At 36.2% G+C, this 18,269-nt stretch carries 19 protein-coding genes; 3 read left to right on the top strand and 16 right to left on the bottom strand.

Annotated features, from left to right (window positions below; all coding sequences use genetic code 11):
- The first annotated feature begins 9 nt into the window (after positions 1-9).
- On the top strand, positions 10-516 hold the full coding sequence (locus AC57AW_RS04960; protein ID WP_496351027.1) for a DUF7336 domain-containing protein: 507 nt from the start codon (positions 10-12) through the stop codon (positions 514-516).
- Positions 517-560: 44 nt separating this feature from the next.
- On the opposite strand, the gene AC57AW_RS04955 is transcribed toward AC57AW_RS04960, so the two are convergent.
- The 7 genes from AC57AW_RS04955 to AC57AW_RS04925 all read right to left on the bottom strand — a co-directional run bounded on the left by AC57AW_RS04955 (position 561) and on the right by AC57AW_RS04925 (position 5,426).
- Positions 561-1,112, bottom strand: coding sequence for an inclusion body family protein (locus AC57AW_RS04955; RefSeq protein WP_496351026.1), 552 nt, complete (start codon positions 1,110-1,112; stop codon positions 561-563).
- 280 nt (positions 1,113-1,392) lie between these two features.
- A complete protein-coding gene (locus tag AC57AW_RS04950) occupies positions 1,393-1,863 on the bottom strand; it encodes a DUF6702 family protein (protein ID WP_228408605.1) in 471 nt (156 codons plus the stop codon).
- Positions 1,864-1,921: 58 nt separating this feature from the next.
- A complete protein-coding gene (locus tag AC57AW_RS04945) occupies positions 1,922-2,674 on the bottom strand; it encodes an LOG family protein (RefSeq protein ID WP_318847372.1) in 753 nt (250 codons plus the stop codon).
- A gap of 8 nt (positions 2,675-2,682) precedes the next feature.
- A complete protein-coding gene (locus AC57AW_RS04940) occupies positions 2,683-3,396 on the bottom strand; it encodes a nucleotidyltransferase family protein (protein ID WP_496351025.1) in 714 nt (237 codons plus the stop codon).
- 70 nt (positions 3,397-3,466) lie between these two features.
- Complete coding sequence (locus AC57AW_RS04935; RefSeq protein WP_496351024.1) at positions 3,467-3,883, bottom strand: RapZ C-terminal domain-containing protein; 417 nt, start codon at positions 3,881-3,883, stop codon at positions 3,467-3,469.
- Positions 3,884-3,963: 80 nt separating this feature from the next.
- Positions 3,964-4,368, bottom strand: coding sequence for a GxxExxY protein (locus tag AC57AW_RS04930; protein ID WP_142717226.1), 405 nt, complete (start codon positions 4,366-4,368; stop codon positions 3,964-3,966).
- Between the two features lie 32 nt (positions 4,369-4,400).
- A complete protein-coding gene (locus AC57AW_RS04925; RefSeq protein ID WP_496351023.1) occupies positions 4,401-5,426 on the bottom strand; it encodes an aminoglycoside phosphotransferase family protein in 1,026 nt (341 codons plus the stop codon).
- A gap of 241 nt (positions 5,427-5,667) precedes the next feature.
- On the opposite strand from AC57AW_RS04925, the gene xrtF reads away from it, so the two are divergent.
- Positions 5,668-6,198: an exosortase family protein XrtF gene (xrtF, locus tag AC57AW_RS04920; RefSeq protein ID WP_496351022.1), complete on the top strand. Its 531-nt coding sequence runs from the start codon at positions 5,668-5,670 to the stop codon at positions 6,196-6,198.
- The gene (locus tag AC57AW_RS04915) at positions 6,185-6,625 is read left to right on the top strand and encodes an exosortase F system-associated membrane protein (protein WP_496351021.1); all 441 of its coding nucleotides are present in this window, start codon (positions 6,185-6,187) and stop codon (positions 6,623-6,625) included. The genes xrtF and AC57AW_RS04915 overlap by 14 nt, the downstream gene beginning before the upstream one ends.
- A 10-nt stretch (positions 6,626-6,635) precedes the next feature.
- Here the strand turns inward: AC57AW_RS04915 and AC57AW_RS04910 are convergent, their stop codons facing one another.
- The 9 genes from AC57AW_RS04910 to AC57AW_RS04870 all read right to left on the bottom strand — a co-directional run bounded on the left by AC57AW_RS04910 (position 6,636) and on the right by AC57AW_RS04870 (position 18,209).
- The gene (locus AC57AW_RS04910) at positions 6,636-7,634 is read right to left on the bottom strand and encodes a cation diffusion facilitator family transporter (RefSeq protein WP_496351020.1); all 999 of its coding nucleotides are present in this window, start codon (positions 7,632-7,634) and stop codon (positions 6,636-6,638) included.
- Positions 7,635-7,691: 57 nt separating this feature from the next.
- On the bottom strand, positions 7,692-8,684 hold the full coding sequence (locus AC57AW_RS04905) for an aspartate-semialdehyde dehydrogenase (RefSeq protein ID WP_318847365.1): 993 nt from the start codon (positions 8,682-8,684) through the stop codon (positions 7,692-7,694).
- A 67-nt stretch (positions 8,685-8,751) separates the two neighbouring features.
- On the bottom strand, positions 8,752-9,192 hold the full coding sequence (locus AC57AW_RS04900) for a hypothetical protein (RefSeq protein WP_318847364.1): 441 nt from the start codon (positions 9,190-9,192) through the stop codon (positions 8,752-8,754).
- 86 nt (positions 9,193-9,278) lie between these two features.
- On the bottom strand, positions 9,279-11,861 hold the full coding sequence (locus AC57AW_RS04895; protein ID WP_496351019.1) for a TonB-dependent receptor: 2,583 nt from the start codon (positions 11,859-11,861) through the stop codon (positions 9,279-9,281).
- A gap of 218 nt (positions 11,862-12,079) precedes the next feature.
- Positions 12,080-12,940, bottom strand: a complete 861-nt coding sequence (gene nadC / locus AC57AW_RS04890; RefSeq protein WP_496351018.1) for a carboxylating nicotinate-nucleotide diphosphorylase — start codon at positions 12,938-12,940, stop codon at positions 12,080-12,082.
- Between the two features lie 10 nt (positions 12,941-12,950).
- Positions 12,951-13,583 (bottom strand): hypothetical protein, encoded by a 633-nt coding sequence (locus AC57AW_RS04885; protein ID WP_496351017.1) that lies wholly within the window; start codon positions 13,581-13,583, stop codon positions 12,951-12,953.
- A gap of 14 nt (positions 13,584-13,597) precedes the next feature.
- Entirely contained in the window at positions 13,598-15,169 is a 1,572-nt protein-coding gene (gene nadB, locus AC57AW_RS04880; RefSeq protein WP_318847360.1) for an L-aspartate oxidase, read from the bottom strand.
- 33 nt (positions 15,170-15,202) lie between these two features.
- Positions 15,203-15,829, bottom strand: coding sequence for an NAD(P)H-dependent oxidoreductase (locus tag AC57AW_RS04875; protein ID WP_318847359.1), 627 nt, complete (start codon positions 15,827-15,829; stop codon positions 15,203-15,205).
- Positions 15,830-15,950: 121 nt separating this feature from the next.
- Positions 15,951-18,209 carry an FIDD domain-containing protein gene (locus AC57AW_RS04870; RefSeq protein WP_318847358.1) on the bottom strand — a complete coding sequence of 753 codons (2,259 nt, stop codon included), beginning with the start codon at positions 18,207-18,209 and terminating at the stop codon, positions 15,951-15,953.
- Positions 18,210-18,269: the final 60 nt, after the last annotated feature.

The following is an 18,269-nucleotide window of genomic DNA, read 5'->3' as shown; positions in this document are numbered from 1 at the left end:
ATATTTTACATGGAATATTTCATTTATGCATTGAATCATACCTATACCGATGATTCTCATACTGATACTAAGTTTCTGGGTTTTTCAAATAGCCTTGAGGATTTGGAAGAGCTAAAAGCAAAAGCTATTCTTATGCCTGGATTCAGGGATTATCCGGATAGTTTTGTTACGGATTGTTATATACTTGATAAGATACACTGGAATGAAGGGTTTAAAGAGGTAATTGGTGAAATAGGACGTGACTATATTGAAAAAGGTGATGAGATAGATGAAAATCATATTTCAATCAAAGAATTAGGTTTAAGTACTGTCTTTAGTGTCAGTCATTATTATACAATACATACCTTTCTGGATGACGAAAGATATATCGGAGTATTTTCATCTTTAGAAAAAGCAGAAAAAGCTATTGAAGAACTCAAAAATAAACCTGGCTTTAAAGATCACCATGATGATTTTGATATCAGTGAGCTGGATCTTGCAGTACTTTTATGGAGCAGTGGATTTGGGAGCATTTAAAAAAGAAAAACCACCGCATCAGCAGTGGTTTTATCTATTTTCGTTTACTTAACCGTAATTGTTGGATCCCAGTAAAAGTAACCGTACAGAACCTGTTTGTTACTGTCATTCGGGTCTAAAATATAAAGACCAAACTGTACATAGAAGTTCTCTTTTCCAGTAGATCTTACTTTTGAGTCAATACTGGCAAAGCTGATATCTGCAGAAGTGGCAGGGAGGCCGTTTAAAGAATTTACATCTGGTACAGCAGCTTGCTTTCTTCTCACAGAATTGTATACGAAATTATTAAAAACCTGATCTCCTGACCAGTATTTAATATTATAAATAATAACTGCGTCATCCGAATTCTGATAGATTGAAGTTCCTCTGAATGAAACTGTATCTCCGGCTCTTGCACTGAAATTGAGGTCAGCAGAACCTTGTCCTGAAATAGCGTTGGCATTGGAAACAATCATATGCTGACTGTTATGGTCAATCCCTACAGGTTTATTTGGATCCGTACTGGGGTTTTTATAATTTGCTCGTACATAATCCGTGTCAATGACAATCAGGACATCTATTGCCTGACTCGATGATTTAAGTGTTACGTCGTCCATGATATTTGGTTTTAGTTTGGTGGTTTCTTACTCATTTGGCTTTTCAGATTCTGCCCCGTTATTTAAGTGATTCCGGCTTCACGTTGTGGTTGTAATTACAATACAAATGTACATTGCTGTATTTTAATATGTTATGGTGTAAATGCTGAAATTAATGATTAAGTATTTGTACGTAATTAGTCTCTTTGATGTGATTTGTTTTTGAGTGTGAACAAAAAAATACCCTGAAAAGTTTTACTTTCCAGGGTACCCATTTTATAATGGTTAAATCTAATTCATGTTAAAAAGAAACCTCATTCACTTCTTTTCCTCTTTGAAAGTTCATTGTTTTCTGGCTGCCTTTATAGGCAATATTGACCAGATTGATCTGCTTAGGAAAAGCGCTTAAAAGAATCGTATTTTTAATCTTTAAGGTGTTGATATCTGAAACGCCTCCGGTTTCAAAATACACCCATACAGTTTCTCCACTGACCTGACTTCCTGTAAAGGTTATCGTTTTAGGAGCACCATTGACAAACACATCAAAATTATTGTTTACATATTTTTTTACCTCCGCTTCAAATCCAGCCGTGTTGGGGTTGATCTTGATCGCATCAGAGATGTGGCTTGTATTCATTTTTGTGGTAAACTTCAATGTCTTGCTTCCATCAACATAATCCACTTTGGTCATTGAAGAGAAAAAGTCTACATACATAAAACTCATTAACACAAAAAATGTTAAAATACCTGATATATATAAAAGTTTTTTCATCTTAATTAATAGATTTACAATCATTCTTGTTAGTTATAAGTCACAAATAATATGCCAATTAAAAATTTACATTCACAGAATATTTATCATAAAAGGCTTTAATATGTGCTACGGCCTCGTCAGCGGTATCTACCACACGATAAAGATCCAAATCATCTTCAGCAATCATACCTTCTTTTAATAAGGTTGCCTTGAACCAATCTAGTAATCCTCCCCAGAATTCACTTCCTACCAGAACAATTGGAAATTTTCCTATTTTGTTGGTTTGAATAAGGGTCATTGCTTCAGTAAGTTCATCCAATGTCCCGAAACCGCCGGGCATTACTACAAACCCCTGAGAATATTTTACAAACATTACTTTTCTCACGAAAAAGTAATCAAAATTCATGGAATAGGATTTATTGATGTAAGGATTAAAGTGCTGCTCAAAAGGAAGATCAATATTCAATCCGATTGATTTTCCTTTAGCGTTGAAAGCTCCTTTGTTTCCTGCCTCCATAACCCCCGGGCCGCCTCCGGTGATAATTCCGAAGCCTAATTTGGTGATCTTTTCAGCAATATCTACAGCCATTTCATAGTATTTGTTCTCCGGCTTTAGTCGGGCAGAACCAAATATAGAAACACATGGTCCAATCCTGGCCAGTTTTTCATAGCCATCTACAAATTCAGCCATGACCTTAAAGACCATCCAGCTGTCTTTGGCGATTGTCTCGTCCCAGGTTTTTTGTCTGAAACTGTTATGCAGTTTTGTTTCGTTAATATCAAGTTCCGGATTTACTAAACTCTCATCCCTAATTCCATCAATTTCCATTGCAAAATTTATTTAAAGTGTTTTTCGGCTTCTGTTACAGATGACGGTCTTCCGACGTCAATAAGAATACTGTCATGTACAAAACCGTGTATATGCTCGGTCTGCATGAGGTCCAGATATTCTTCCATAACAGAAAATTTGCCTGTTCTTTTTATTTTTTCGAAGATCTTGGGATTGATACAATGAATTCCGCTGAAAGCAAGAGCTTTAAAGCCTTTGTTGAATTCTGCCAGCCTTTGTTCACCAGTCTGTACATTGAGCCAGCCTCTCAAAACCATATCATCATTGAAAAGGAGTTTTCTCGAGCTTTCTCTGTCCGAAACCGCTAAAGTAGCAAAATCTTTTATCTTTTTGTGGTATTCTACCAACGCATTGATATTTAAGTCGGTGAGGATATCAGCGTTCATGATTAAAAAATCTTCTCCGTGATCAAGGAATTTTCTCGCAAAAATCAAGCCACCTCCTGTTTCAAGAAGTTCGTTGGTTTCATCAGAGATTTCAATCTTACATCCGAAATTATTGTTTTTATTTAAAAAATCAACAATCTGTTCTCCAAAATGATGGATGTTGATTACAAAATCCTTTATTCCGAAACTTTTCAGGTAAGTGATATTTCTTTCAAGAAGAGAGATTTCGTTTACTTTTGCCAACGCTTTTGGATGGTGATCGGTAAACGGTTTCAATCTGGTGCCTTTTCCTGCTGCGAAAATTAGAGCTTTCATAATAGTATGAGTAATGAGTGATAGATAATAAGTAATATATAAGCGTAATAAGAAGATTACTTATTGCTCATTACTGATTACTAATGTTTAGTTGCGGTTGTTCGTCGTGATGAAGAGTGATCTCGGTTCCTTCAGGATATTTTTCTCGGATAAATTCAGCGATTTTTATAGCAGAATATACCGATCTGTGTTGTCCGCCTGTACATCCGAAATTGATCTGCAGATGCTCAAACCCTCTTTCAAGGTAATTGTCAATATTGATAGAAACAAGAGATTTTGCCAATTCTAAAAACTTTGGCATTTCTGTTTTTGTTTCCAGATATTCCTGAACTCCGATGTCATTTCCGGTCTGAATTTTATATTCTTCAATTCTTCCGGGATTTAAAATTCCACGGCAGTCAAAAGCGAAACCTCCTCCGTTTCCTGAATTGTCTTTAGGAATTCCTCCTTTCTTGTATGAAAAACTGTGTATCTCGATGTGTAGCATATTCTTTCTTTCTTTTAAATTTTAAACCATTAAGGTTCATTTAGTTTTTAAGGTAAGTTAAGATTTTGATAAATCAAAATTTAGTCAGGAAGTTCTTTAAAAAAATCATTAATAAAGGGTTTCATTGACTTGGTAATATTGTTCGTGAAAAAGTTAATAAGAAGGCCTTGTGGCTTTTTAAGAACTTTCATGTAAGTGAGTAGCTGTGCCTCGTGTATTGGTAAGACTTCTTCTACAGCTTTTAACTCTATAATAATTGTATCATTGACGAGGAGATCTACAACAAGCTTTGTTTCAATTTCTATCCCTTCATAATTAATGGGAAAATACAACTGCTGTTTGACATCATAACCATTTTTAATAAGCTCAATTTTTAAGCATTCTTCATAGACACTTTCAAGGAGGCCAGGACCAAGAGCTTTATGGACTTTAATAGCAAAGCCTGTAATTTCATATGACAGTTGGGTAATTTCTTTTTTGGTCATAACCTTAATATTCTTAATGACTTAAAGCTTCCTTAATGGTTTAAATTTATTATCTCTTTAATTTTTTCTTGGGCTTTATCTGATTCTAATTGCTGAATTACTTTTTTCAGTTCAGGATAATCATTCATTGGCTCCCATGCAGAAGCAAATTGTGTAATATTCTGAATTCCTTTTTCCAAACTGGCTGTAAAGTGCTGCTTTCTCTGAATTAATCCCCGGAATCCGTAAGCTCCCAAAACCTGTAAAAATCTCATCATCTGAACAGGCATCACCGCATTTTTTAGTTGAATCTTTGTTTCAGGATTTTCAAACTGTTGAATATAAAATTCCAGCATTTCCTGTTTAAAATCATCGGTGAAGTTTGCTTTAGCCTGAAAAAGGAAAGAGATGACGTCATACATTAACGGACCTTTCATTGCAGATTGGTAGTCGATGAAAGAAACTTCATTCTTTTCATTCACCATGATATTTCTTGCCTGAAAATCACGGATCATAATTCCTTTAGGCTCAATACTTTCAATGAGTGAAGCAATCTTTTTGAATTCCTTTAAAAGTGTCGATTTGTTGTATTCAAGCTCCAGGACATCAGCCACAAAGTTTTTAAAATAATAAAGATCATGAATCACAGGCAGTTCATCATAACTTTCATATTCAAAGGTTTTTGAAAAATCAATTTTCCCCTGTGTCTGTGTCTGCATTTGGAAAAGTCTTTCCAATGTCTGCTGTACCAAAGATCTTACAGTAGAAGATTGCTGTTCTTTTGTAATCACCTCCGAAAGAGTTTGCTGCCCTAAAAATTCCTGGACGTACATTGTTCTGTCATCAGAAACAGCAAGAATGGAAGGAGTATTAAGGTTCAAATTTGAAAATAGCCCCGAATAGTAAAGAAAACTTTCATTTTCCGGAATATTTTCATTGTACGTGATGATGTATTTTTCAGTGCCGGCAGTGGCCAGGAAATTTACCCTCGCAGAGCCGCTTTGAGCTAATGTGACGAATTCGGAAGATTTTTTACCCAAATGGTTTTCAAAAAATCGTTTTGCGTTTTCAGAAGTCATAATATGGAAACAAATATACTAAATTAACATGAGTTGGGAATTATAGTTTAAAGAAGTGAAAATGTGAAAGGAAGAGACTGTTGTAATGAGGGTATAAAAGAAGTGTTGAATATTTGTTTTACTAAGTATTTTAAAGAAAATTTTTCACTGTTATAACCAATAATCGATAGATCTGATGGATGATTTTTAAGTTTCTTGATTCAAATTCAGGATATTACAGGCTAATTTTTATCTTTGCAGTATGCTGAAAGACTTTAAACCTGTTTTAGGTATCTTATTGCGTTTCATTATTATTTACCTGGTACTGCTTTTTGCCTATCAGTTTTACCTGAATAGCGGTAAAGATTCCGGGTTGGATTCTTTTTCAAGAATAATTGCCAATCAGGTGGCTGCTCTGCAGAATACGATAGGCTATCCTACGGAACTTTATGATGATGTAAAGAATGAGCAGGTTTGGTTTTATGTAAAACAGCGTTATGAGACGAGAATGGTGGAGGGCTGTAATGCTGTTTCTGTTATCATTCTGTTTGTCTCTTTCGTTTTTGCTTTTTATAAAGGGGTGAAGACTTTTGTCTTTGTTGGAGTAGGATTGGTTATACTGTACATAATGAATCTTCTGAGAATCGTAGGATTAAATATCGTCATGACCGATTATAAGGAGTATGGTAAAATGTTCCATGATTTCATTTTTCCTGCTATTATTTATGGAAGTGTCGTTGTACTTTGGCTGGTCTGGATTAAATTTTTTGCTTTAAAACATGAAAATTCTTAATTGGCTTCTGGTTATAGCCGGCATCTGCGGATTAATAGGGGTGAGGGCTCTGGAGAATACTCTTTTTTATGATCCTTTCCTTGGTTACTTCCATGAAGCGAATAAACATATTGAATTCCCTGCATTTGAATGGGGGAAACTGCTTGGTGGGCATCTGTTTAGATTTGTTTTAAATCTTTTGTTTTCCTGCCTGATCATTTATGGTTTATTCAAAAACAAACAATGGGCACTGCAGGGTGCTGTGATGATGGTTATTGTGTTTGTGATCTCTCTGCCTATTTATCTGTATTGTATTCATGATAAATTCGAAATAGGATATCTTTTTTCTTTTTATATGAGAAGGTTTGTGATCCAGCCTTTGATTATACTATTGATTGTCCCGATGTTTTATTACAGAAAACAGATGATGGATAAGGAGGGTAAATAAGCAAGTTTATTTATTCTACGGTGTGTTTATCTATACTGGTTACATTTTCCGGAGTCCATTCTACACGTTTCACAAAGTCTTTTTCACGGACAGGACAGTCTTTGATCTGGCAGACCGGGCATGAAATCGGTTTACAGTCATCCATGTGAAAATTGAACTCAATACTGCGCTTCATATTTTTGGCAAGAAGGATAATTACTTTTTCCATCTCACTATGGGCATCACGAAGATCATAATACCAGGGAAGGGTAATATGGGCATCAATATGCAGAGAAGACCCGAATTGCTGTATTTTCATATTGTGTACATCAATCCATTCTATTTGTCTGTTTCCTTCAAGAATTCTAATGACCTGATTCAATATTTCAGGATCCTGTTCATCCATAATACCACTTAAGGATTTTCGGACGATTTTATAGCCTACAAATATGATATAAAGTCCAAAAGATAGGGCTACTGCTGAATCCAGCCAATAGATTTTAGTAAAATAAACAATCACTAAACTTGCAACTACTCCAAGGGTGGTAATGGTATCAGACTGAAGATGTTTACCGGATGAAATAAGAACCAGAGAGTTTTCTCTTTTTCCTTTTTTTATAGAGATATATCCCAATAAATAATTAATAATTGCCGTTGCAGCAATGATCCATATCCCAAGATCTATTTTACTCAGAGTTTTTCCTACGATAAGGCTATGAACCCCTTCATAGATAATCATAATACCGGCAATAGCGATAAGAGCTCCTTCAATACCGGAAGTCACAAATTCTACTTTCCCGTGGCCGTATGGATGATCTTCATCTTTAGGCTTGGCTGCAAGATGGAGTGAATACAGTCCCATGAATGCGCTGATGACATTGACGATACTTTCCATGGCATCAGAAAATACAGCATCAGAGTTGGTAAGTTTCCAGGCAATAATCTTTCCGATAAAAAGGATGATTCCAAATATAGCTATGAGCTTTTGGAATCCTATTTTCTCTTTGTGGGTATTTTTCTGGGTATTCATATTAAGTTTGATAAAAAAAAGAATCTCAATTTTGAGACTCTTTTTTATTTTGTTAGTTTATACTAAGTTGTTTGCTACAAGGTATTCTGCAATTTGTACAGCGTTGGTTGCTGCTCCTTTCCTCAGATTGTCTGCAACGATCCAGAGGTTGAGCGTTTTGGGCTGTGACAGATCCCTTCTGATTCTTCCTACGAAAACTTCATCTTTTCCTTCCGAATATAAAGGCATTGGATATTGGTTGTTTTTCACATCATCCATTACGATTACCCCAGGAGTTTCGGATAAGATTTTTCTTACTTCATCCAGTTCAAATTCATTTTCGAATTCAATGTTTACACTTTCAGAATGTCCTCCCTGAACCGGAACTCTTACTGCTGTTGCTGTCAGGTTGAAGGTATCGTCTCCTAAAATTTTCTTAGGCTCCTTCATCAGTTTGATCTCTTCTTTCGTGTAATCATCATCAGAGAATACATCACAGTGTGGTAATGCATTTTTGAAGATCTGATAAGGATATACTTTTTCAGTAGATTCATCTCCGCTGATTTCACCGTTTAACTGGTCTACAGCGGCTTTCCCTGTTCCTGTTACGGACTGGTAAGTAGAAACAATTACTCTTTTTAAATCATATTTTTTGTTCAAAGGTCCCAGAACCATTACCAATTGAATGGTAGAACAGTTCGGATTTGCAATGATTTTATCTTCTTTTGTCAAAACATCAGCATTGATCTCAGGAACAACTAATTTTTTATCAGGGTCCATTCTCCAAGCTGAAGAATTATCAATTACTGTGATTCCTGCTTCTGCAAATAAGGGTGCAAATTCAAGAGAAGTAGAACCACCTGCAGAGAAGATTGCAATATCCGGTTTGGCAGCTATAGCGTCCTTCATGCTTACGATGGTAAATTCCTTCTGTTTATACTTCACCTTCTTGCCTACAGATCTTTCGGATGCTACCGGGATTAATTCTGTTACAGGGAAGTTTCTCTCCTCCAAAACTTTAAGCATAACTTGTCCAACCATTCCTGTTGAACCTACTACAGCTACTTTCATTGATTTAATTAAAAATTTAAGATTAAACTATTTATAAATTATAACGCATATAATTTCTTTGTCTTTTTTAAGCTCCAAAGACTCTTAGCCAAGGGAACGCGAATGCAAATAGACCTGCCGCGATCAATCCCATAATAACTACTCCAAGAGAGATTGTGTCGTTGGATTTTACTTTTTTGTTGATAATGGTCATTAATACTGCTGCGATTAACATAGAGAAAGGGTGCTCAACAAATGTCTGTCTGCTGTAAGCATCTTTCATTAATGTTCCTGCATCTAAAGCAGCTTTGAAACCTGGAGAAAATATGAATAACAAGCATATTCCTATTAAAAACTGAACGTGGAAGAAAATCATCGTAAAGAGAGTAGTCTTCTTTAAAAATTTGTTCACTTTTCCACTGAAGCCAAACATAGTAGCTAAAAGTGCAATGATAAATAATGCAACTAAAAGAAGTTCTAAATACCCGAATCCTTTGTGTGCACTAAGAAAAATCTTGTAAAAATCCATAATCCTATTTTTTTGTACACAAAGATAACAAAAATCCCGGCTCAAAGCCGGGATTGATATTTATAAAATCTAATATTGTGATATTATTAGAAGTTGAATGATAATGTTGCTGCCCAAGTAGTTCCGAAACCGAAATAAGCACGGTTACCAGTTGCTACACCATTGTACATTCTACCAGCTTCTTCGTAAGTTTTTCCTTTATCAGGATCGTTGTTTGCTGTAATTTTATCTGTTCCAAAGATGCTTGTTGCAGAATCGGAAATATAAATTTTATCAAACAGGTTATAAACGTTAGCTCCAATAGTGAAATACTGAGCTTCGTTCTGTAATCTGATTTTGTAAGAGAAGCCTACATCAAATAAGTTGAAATCTGGTAATTTCAATACACCTCTTTCCTGTGCGGAAACATTTGTGAATGTTCCAGGATCAACAGTAGAATATAGTTTACCTACATATCTCCACGTTCCAAAGATATTAAGGTCTTTTACTGGTTTTACAGTAAGTCCTAATGATGCAGTCATCTGAGGAATACTGTTGTTACTCGATCCACCCACTTTTACTTTATCAAGGTATAATTCGTTTCCAGACGCACCAGCTAAAGTTACTGGGTTGTTGTTGTCATCAAACGCTGCTACAGAAGCATTTCCTTTATAGTAGTAATCTCCCCAAGAGAACATTCCTTGAATTTCTAAGAAACGGTTAGGTTTGTAAACTCCGTCAAATTCCACTCCCTGGTGAACTTCAGTAATACCGTTGATCTCAGCATAACCTGTAACTGTTGAATTATCAGGCAATGTAAATGTCTGGTTAGTTTTTCTTAACCATCTGTCTTTCCACTGTGTTCTGTACACGTTAACGTTTGCACTGAATTTAGCAGATCTGAAGCCATATCCAATTTCAGCAGAAGAAATCTTCTCGTTAGTTAGAGTTGGGTTGATAAGCTGTTGGTTACTTGGATAAACTGTGTTAAGGAAAGGCTGTTTGCTATAGTAACCTAAGTTTGCAAAAACGTTATGTTGCTCGTTGATGTTATAGTTAGCACCCCCTTTAATATTATATCCAAAAAGGTTTTTGAACCCTGTTTTAGTATTTACCGTCTGACCTTTTAATGTACTTCCGTCTACAACATAGTTGTCAATTCTCTGATACCCTTGGTTAGATACGGAACCTTGCAAGAATGCAGATAAGTTATCTTTAGTATATTCTACTTGTGCAAATCCACTGTACCAAAGTACTTCTCCGTCATTGCTATATCCTACCTGATCTTCAGCTGGAGCCATTTTACCTCCGAAAGGATTCCACGAAAGTTTTTTGTAATCATAAAGAGTATTTACGATTCTTGGTGCAGGTAGGTTTTTGTTAGCAGCATCTTTATATCCTGAAGCTCCATAAAGGTCTGTAAGAACCTGATAGTGGTACCCATAGTAATATCTGTCATCTGTACCTATTGAGAAGTTCCAGTTGTCATTGATTTTGTGTTGGAAGTTAGCCAAGATACCATACCAGTTGTGAGAGTTGATATTTGATCTACGAACCAAAGTACTTCCTGCACCTGCAGTATTTAAGTTAACTGCTGCGTTAGCTGCAAAAATAGCATCATAGTTGAAGTGACCTGCTGTATCATAGAAATCAGTGATTCCTTTTCCACCTACTCTACCAAGTTCACCAGTTCCACCACCTCTACCATTGGACATGTATAAAACCGTACTTAACTTAGACTTTTCATTCATTGTCCAGTCCCAGTTCAACATCATTACCGGCTTAGCATAGTAGTTTGATCTGTTTGCTAAGGCAACTTTATTTCCGTTTGCATCCGTATAGTATCCAAAATCTGAATTATATCTTCTATAAGGAGTTCCATCATGGTCAGGATTATAGTTGATGTAATTTTGAATTGTTGGAGCAAAAGTTCTTTGATCGTGCCATTGAGGAGCAGAAGTTACAGTAAACTGTAAGTTATGTTTTTTGTTGATTTCATAACCTAATGCAAAGAAATATGCATAAGATTCATAATCTGTATTTTCAATATAAGTACCTCCGGCTTGTCTGCTCATTAAGAATGATGCTGAAACACCATCTTTAGATTTTCCTGTATTGTAAGAAAAGGAAGTTTTTAAATAATCGTTGTTACCAACACCTAATCTAATTACCCCTCCTCTTTTCATATCAGCAGAACGGGTAAGGAAGTTAACTGTTCCTCCTACAGAAGCAATAGCTAATTTAGAAGAACCTAAACCTCTCTGAACCTGTAATGTGCTTGTTACATCAGATAAACCAGTCCAGTTTGAGAAATAAACAGCACCACCTTCCATATCGTTAACTGGCATACCGTTTACCATTACAGCAATGTTTCTTGATTCGAAACCTCTGATTGTAAGACCTCCATCACCAAAACCACCTCCGGATTTTGTAGCGTAAACAGATGGAGTAGTGTTCAAAATCTCAGGTAGCTCTTGGTTACCTAATCTTTCTGCAAGTTGTGCTGCTTTAATGGTAGAAGCAGCAACTGGTGTCTTTCTATCTTTAGCGATATCCGTTACACCTCTTAAGATTACCTCGTCAATATCCTTGGACTTTTGTACTGTGTCCTGAACTTGTTGAGCGTAATAAACACTAGCTGTAGATAAAGTAATAACCGCAGTTAGTATCGATTTGTTGATTAATTTCATAATCGTTAGTAATAATTAGTAATAATTAGATTTAATTTTCTGCAAAATTCGCAAAATAAAATTTAACTATTATTAACTCAATGTTAATTTTTAATTATTCTCAATAACGTTAATGTGTTGAAATTCAGCATTGTAACTAAAAACTGGGTTTTTACATGAAAAAAGTCATGTTATTGAATTTTTAACAAAGTGGGGGTGTTTTTGTTAAAAATTCAACGCTATTTCACTGCTTTGAGACTCAAATCTATATTCTCAGCAGAGTGTGTAAGGGCTCCTACAGAGATAAATGTGACCCCTGTGGAAGCAATTTCTTTCAGCATATCACGGGTAATTCCACCTGAAGCTTCAGACTCAGATGAACCGTTGATCATTTTTACAGCTTCCTTCATGGTCTTCACATCCATATTATCAAGCATGATTCTGTCAACTTTTGCATTGATCGCTTCCTGAACTTCCTCAAGGTTTCTTGTTTCAACCTCTATTTTTAACTTTTTCTTATTCTTTTTAACATAGTCCTTCGCCATTGCCACTGCATTGGTAATGCTTCCGTTGTAATCAATGTGATTATCTTTCAGCATGATCATGTCATAAAGACCGTATCTGTGATTGGTTCCTCCACCTATGGCAACTGCCCATTTTTCACACATTCTGAAGTTAGGAGTCGTTTTTCTTGTATCTAAAAGTTTAGTTTTTGTCCCTACCAATCTTGAGTCCCAGTCATGGGTAAGGGTAGCAATACCGCTCATTCTCTGCATACAGTTAAGAACGAATCTCTCAGTGGAAAGAATAGACCTGGCGCTTCCTGTTACAATAAGTGCAACATCCCCGAATTTACAAGGCGTTCCATCTTTAATGAAAACTTCCACTTTCAGATTTTTGTCAAAAGTATTGAAAATGATTTCCGCCAGCTCAACACCTGCCAGAATACAGTCCTGTTTTACTAAAAGCTTAGCACTTTGTATAAGATCCTGCGGAATGGTAGACAGGGTAGAGTGGTCTCCATCCTGAATATCTTCTTCAAGAGCATTTTTTATAAATGTCTTTAGTGTTTTATCTGTTACGTATGCTGGTCTTTTCATAATTTTGATTTTAATAATAAAAGGAGGATCTTTTTCCGAATAATAAATCGTGAATAATGAAGAGTAAAAGGACTTCATTTTCCTTTGCATCTATTTTTTCAAAATCTATATTGTCTTTTATATTTATATTGTTTTGATTAATACCTTGAAACTCTAATACTCGTTTTTCGTTTCGTCCTTGTGGTATGATTTTATAATTCCATTTAAAATGATCCCAATTATATTCCTGAGTGTAGTAAGTGATTTTTTCTCTATTGAATGTTAAAATCGGATATTGAGGATTATTGATATAGTATAGTGTTAAGCATAACTTATTATCTTTAATGATATTATTTAAATCAAATTTTAGACTTCCATAATAATTCGGTTTTCCCAACCCTTGCATATTGCATAAAAGATTTAAAGCTAAAGGGTATTTGGATCTGGGAACAATAATCTTTTTTAATAATGTGATTCCGTATAATCCGAAAAAAAGGCCCAAAAGTATTATTCCTGCAAGGATGGCTATATTTGAAAAAGTATCAATTTTTTTATCTTGCTCCCAAAAACTCAATAATACTAAACCACAAGTCAATGAAAGGATCATTCTTGAATAGAATAAAATATTGACTGTTGTAAGAATATTTAAATTCAGGGTTTTCATTTGTTTAATTAAAATTAAACCAAATCTTTATTATAAAATGCTCCCTTATTCTCTGTCATTTCCATGGATTGGGTAATGATGAGGTGGGCAACGGTTGTAAGATTTCTTAATTCCGATAATTGTGGAGAAAGAATAGAGTAGTGGTAGATCTCATCTACGGCAGCCGCAATTTCCTGGTGTTTCTGCAAAGCCATATTCAGACGTCTGTCACTTCTTACAATACCTACCAGATCGCTCATCATTTCCTGGAGCTGCTTTCTGAGATAGCTTACGATTACCATTTCGTCCATGATTTTCATTCCTTCTTCATTCCATTCCGGAACGGCTTTCAGATCATCAAAGTTGAAATTGTTTTCATTCAGAAGGTCTACTGTTTTCATGGCAGCATTGTGTCCGAAAACCAAACCTTCAAGTAGTGAATTGGATGCCAGTCTGTTGGCTCCGTGAAGTCCTGAGTTGGTACATTCTCCTACAGCAAAAAGATTTCTGATGGAAGACTGTCCGTCTCTGTCCACTTCAATACCGCCCATTAAATAGTGGCAGGCCGGTACAACAGGGATGAGTTGAGTGAAAGGATCAATTCCTTCGTCTCTGCATTTTTTATAAATATTGGGGAAATGTTCTAAAAATTTTTCATGGTTCATTTCCTTACAGTCTAAACCAACAAATTCGTCTCCGGTAATTTTCATTTCGGCATCGATGGCTCTGGCAACAATATCTCTGGATGCTAATTCTTCACGCTCATCATATTTATGCATGAATTTTTCGCCTCGTTTGGTTCTTAATTTTGCTCCGTCTCCACGAACAGCTTCAGAAATTAAAAACAACATTCCATCCATTTTGCTGTACAAAGCTGTTGGGTGGAACTGATAATACTGCATATTGGAAACTTTTCCTTTTGCTCTGGCCACGAAAGCTATTCCGTCTCCTGTAGCAATGGTAGGATTGGTGGTGTTTTTATAAACATGTCCCGCGCCTCCTGTTGCAGCCAGTGTTATTTTAGAAGTGATTTTTTTGATGGTCTTGGACTTTTCATCCAGAATATAAGCGCCATAGCAGTGAATGTCTCCTTCATTAAGTTCTTTTCCGGGAACATGGTGCTGGGTAATGATATCGATTACATAATGATGGTCGAGGATTTCAATATTCGGGCTGTTATTGGCTGTTGTCAGCAATGCCCGTTCAATTTCAAAACCTGTAATATCTTTGTGGTGTACAATTCTGTTTTCGGTGTGGCCGCCTTCTCTTCCTAAAGCAAATTTGCCATTTTTCATATCGAACTGAGCGCCCCATTCTACAATTTCGTTGAATCTTGCAGGAGCTTCTCTTACCACCATTTCTACAACATCACGCTTGTTTTCTCCGTCTCCGGCACGCATCGTATCGTCAATATGTTTTTGAAAATTATCATTTTGAAAATCTGTAACAACAGCCAGACCGCCTTGTGCGTATTTGGTATTGCTTTCGTCTTCGTCAGATTTTGTTACGATAATGATTTTGGCATCAGGGAGCTGTTCAGAAACTTTAATGGCATAGGAAAGTCCGGAAATGCCGGAACCAATTACTAATACATCCGCTTTTATCATATGCTTGCTTTAGGTACAATCGTTTGAAAACGATTAAATAAATTTAAACAATTTTTCGTTTGGTTTCCTTACTTTTTTCATGTGCTGAAAATGGTCTTCTTCAGAACGGTAGCCTAAAGCGAGGGTGACGGTTACTTTTTCTGTTTCAGGATTGATATTCAGAATTTCTTCTATAATATTCTGGCGAAAGCCTTCCATAGGGCAAGAATCTATACTTTCAATAGCAGCGGCATACATAAGATTGGCCAATACGATATAAGATTGTTTTTCTGCCCAATTGAAAATTTCATCCTGTGTTTTCTGATTGATATGCTGGCTGATGCTGTTTCTGAAAGGATCCAGTTTTTCAACAGGAGTATCTCTTACTTCAGATATGTGATTAAAATATCCCCGGATATAGTTCTCCTCAATGACTTTTTTTGAAATAATGACAATAAGATGAGAACAGGTAGATATCTGAGAAGGATTATAGAAAGCCGGAATTAATTTCTGCTTCATTTCCTCACTCTCAACAATAACTATTTTATAGGGCTGAAGTCCCAGAGAACTGGCAGACAGCTTTCCTGACTCAAGAATATTGTGAAGAGTTTCCTGAGGAATAATCTGATGATTGAATTTTTTCACAGAATATCTTCTGCTTAAAGCTTCCAAATAATTCATAGGACAAATTTAAGAATTGAATATGAATAAAGAGTCTTTAAAATGAAATATCTCCGCCCTGTTAATACAAAAAATCACCCCGGCTGGCGGGGTGATTCTTTTGATGTGATGGAAAGTGTAATTATTCTCTGTTTTTTACAACAATCCAACCTGAGAATTTTATCGGAGTACTGTTTTTATTATTTTCATTCCATGAAACAGAATACCAGTAATTTCCTGTAGGAACTTTTTTGCTTCCATTAGTGGTACCTGCCCATTTGTAGCCATTGGTTTTATCAGCCTGGAACATTTTGTAACCGTATCTGTCGAAGATTCCTATTTCCAGATTCTGTTTGTTGGCAAGAGCAGAATAATCAACAAAATCATTAATACCGTCATCGTTAGGAGTGATCACGTTGATCAGGTTAGGTACAGTAATATTAACTTCAACAGGGATACAATTGTATCCGTCTCTTACATATATTTTGGCTTCACCTCTGGCAATATTGGTAAAAATGTTAGAATCCTGCCAGTTGATATTATCCATAGAATACTGATAAGGAGGAGTTCCGCCGTTTACAAATACTGTAACCGTACTTCCTGAAATATCAACAGTAGTGACAACCGGATTATCAGAAGGATATACCGTTACTTTTTGTAATGCAATACAATCTCCGGTTTTAAGTTTTACCCAATAAGTACCTACACCTACATTTTTGATTGATTGAGTGGTAGCTCCTGTGCTCCATTCATAACTTTTGAAGCCGGCCCCTGCATCTAATATTGTAGTATTTTCTATACAAATAGTCTGATCAAGTAATGTTCTTGAGAAAACAGGAGGGATTACAGTGAGAGTAACTTTAGCAATTGAATAACATCCGTTTGCACTGAATACTTTAATATAAACAACCCCATTAGGAGCAATATATGCCGCCGGAGTGGAGATTGCATTAGTTCCGCTGATTGCATCAGCTAATGATGGGTAATATTCTTTTGTAAGTCCGCCTTGAGAAACGATGGCTCCCGTAAGATTAAAAGATGCCATAGATGGATTGGTTTCTATAAAGCAGGATTTTATTTCAACATCATTGACAACCACAACAGGATAGATGTTAAGTGTAATTTTAGCTGTACTTACACAACCTTGAGGAGTAGTTACCCTTACATATATTGTAGCTGCCGCAGAAGCATAAGCTGAAGGGTTAGTAATTTGGTTGGTTCCATTATTGAGATCAAATAAAGTGGGATAGAACTCTTTGGTAGTTCCTGCTACGTTCGTTACAGTGGCAGTGTTAAGATCAAATGTTGCCGTTCCCGCATTGTTATTATTACAGCCTGTAAGACTTGCATCGGTTGCAGCAAATGGAGTAGGATTAAGCTGAATAACCCCATCACCATTATCACAAAGAGTGGAAGTAGGGTCTTTTACAATAACCTTAATGGTAGTGTTTCCTGAATACTGGAAACTTGCAGGATTAGCAATAGGCGTAGAGCTTCCCAAAACATAATAAGTGAAAACGTAGTTTGCAGGATTATTTACAAATTGAGAGTTGAAAGAAGTAAGATCCACTACACCATTTCCGGTAGCGGGATTTGTACATACGAAAGGACTTACCGTATTACTTAAAATAGGAACTTTATCTACAAATACTTTTACATCTTTAATAGAATGTCTTGCGCTGGCACCTCCTGTTGCTGCAGAAAAACCGAAATATCCCTGTGACATTCCTACTGCGCCTCCGGAAGGAGCAAAAGACTGATCTGCGATAAGCACACCGTTGATTCTTACTTTGATAATCCAGTTTGTTGGATTGGTAAGGTCTGTTTCTCCGTTTACTTCAACATGTCTGTAGGTATCTCCTACAAACGGCTGAGTGGCAATAAGGTCTGGAGAATGGAATGTGCTTCCTGCGGTAGTATTGTATTCGATATTGTTACCAGCTGTATTATTGGTGCCGTAAAGAATATGAACTTTACTCATCTGACCCTCGGTAGTGTTGTTGAAGATATCAAAACCAACCATTAGACCGGAAGCATTCGCCGGGATACCAAGCCCTCCTCCTGAAACGAATCCTGTTGGTGGATTGGCAAGATACCAGAAGGTAAAGCCGTCTCCTTTTCCGAACTGTGCAGTTCCGTTTCCGTCAATTCTGAAATCGAATTCCACTTTCCATTTATCACAATAGCTCAAGGTGATAGGAGTGGATAATTTTACAGCCCCGTATCTGCTGGTCTGATCGGTTGTAAGTCTTACAAAGTCTCCGCTTACTACAGCATCAGAGACCAGATCCCAGCCTGTTGTATTTACAGGGTTTCCGGTAAGCTGGTATGTTTGTGAAAACACCCTTCCCGGCAAGCATAATAAGATAGTCAGTAAAAAAATGAGTATATCTTTTTTCATAGTGGATGGATTGTGATGTTATTTGTTTTTTTTGATATAAAATTGATTTTGTTACATGTT

Source organism: Chryseobacterium sp. BGA-UO-ETr-SB22 (assembly GCF_059567885.1).
The sequence above is the reverse complement of the archived record's forward strand: the minus strand, read 5'-3'. Positions and strand labels throughout refer to the sequence as shown.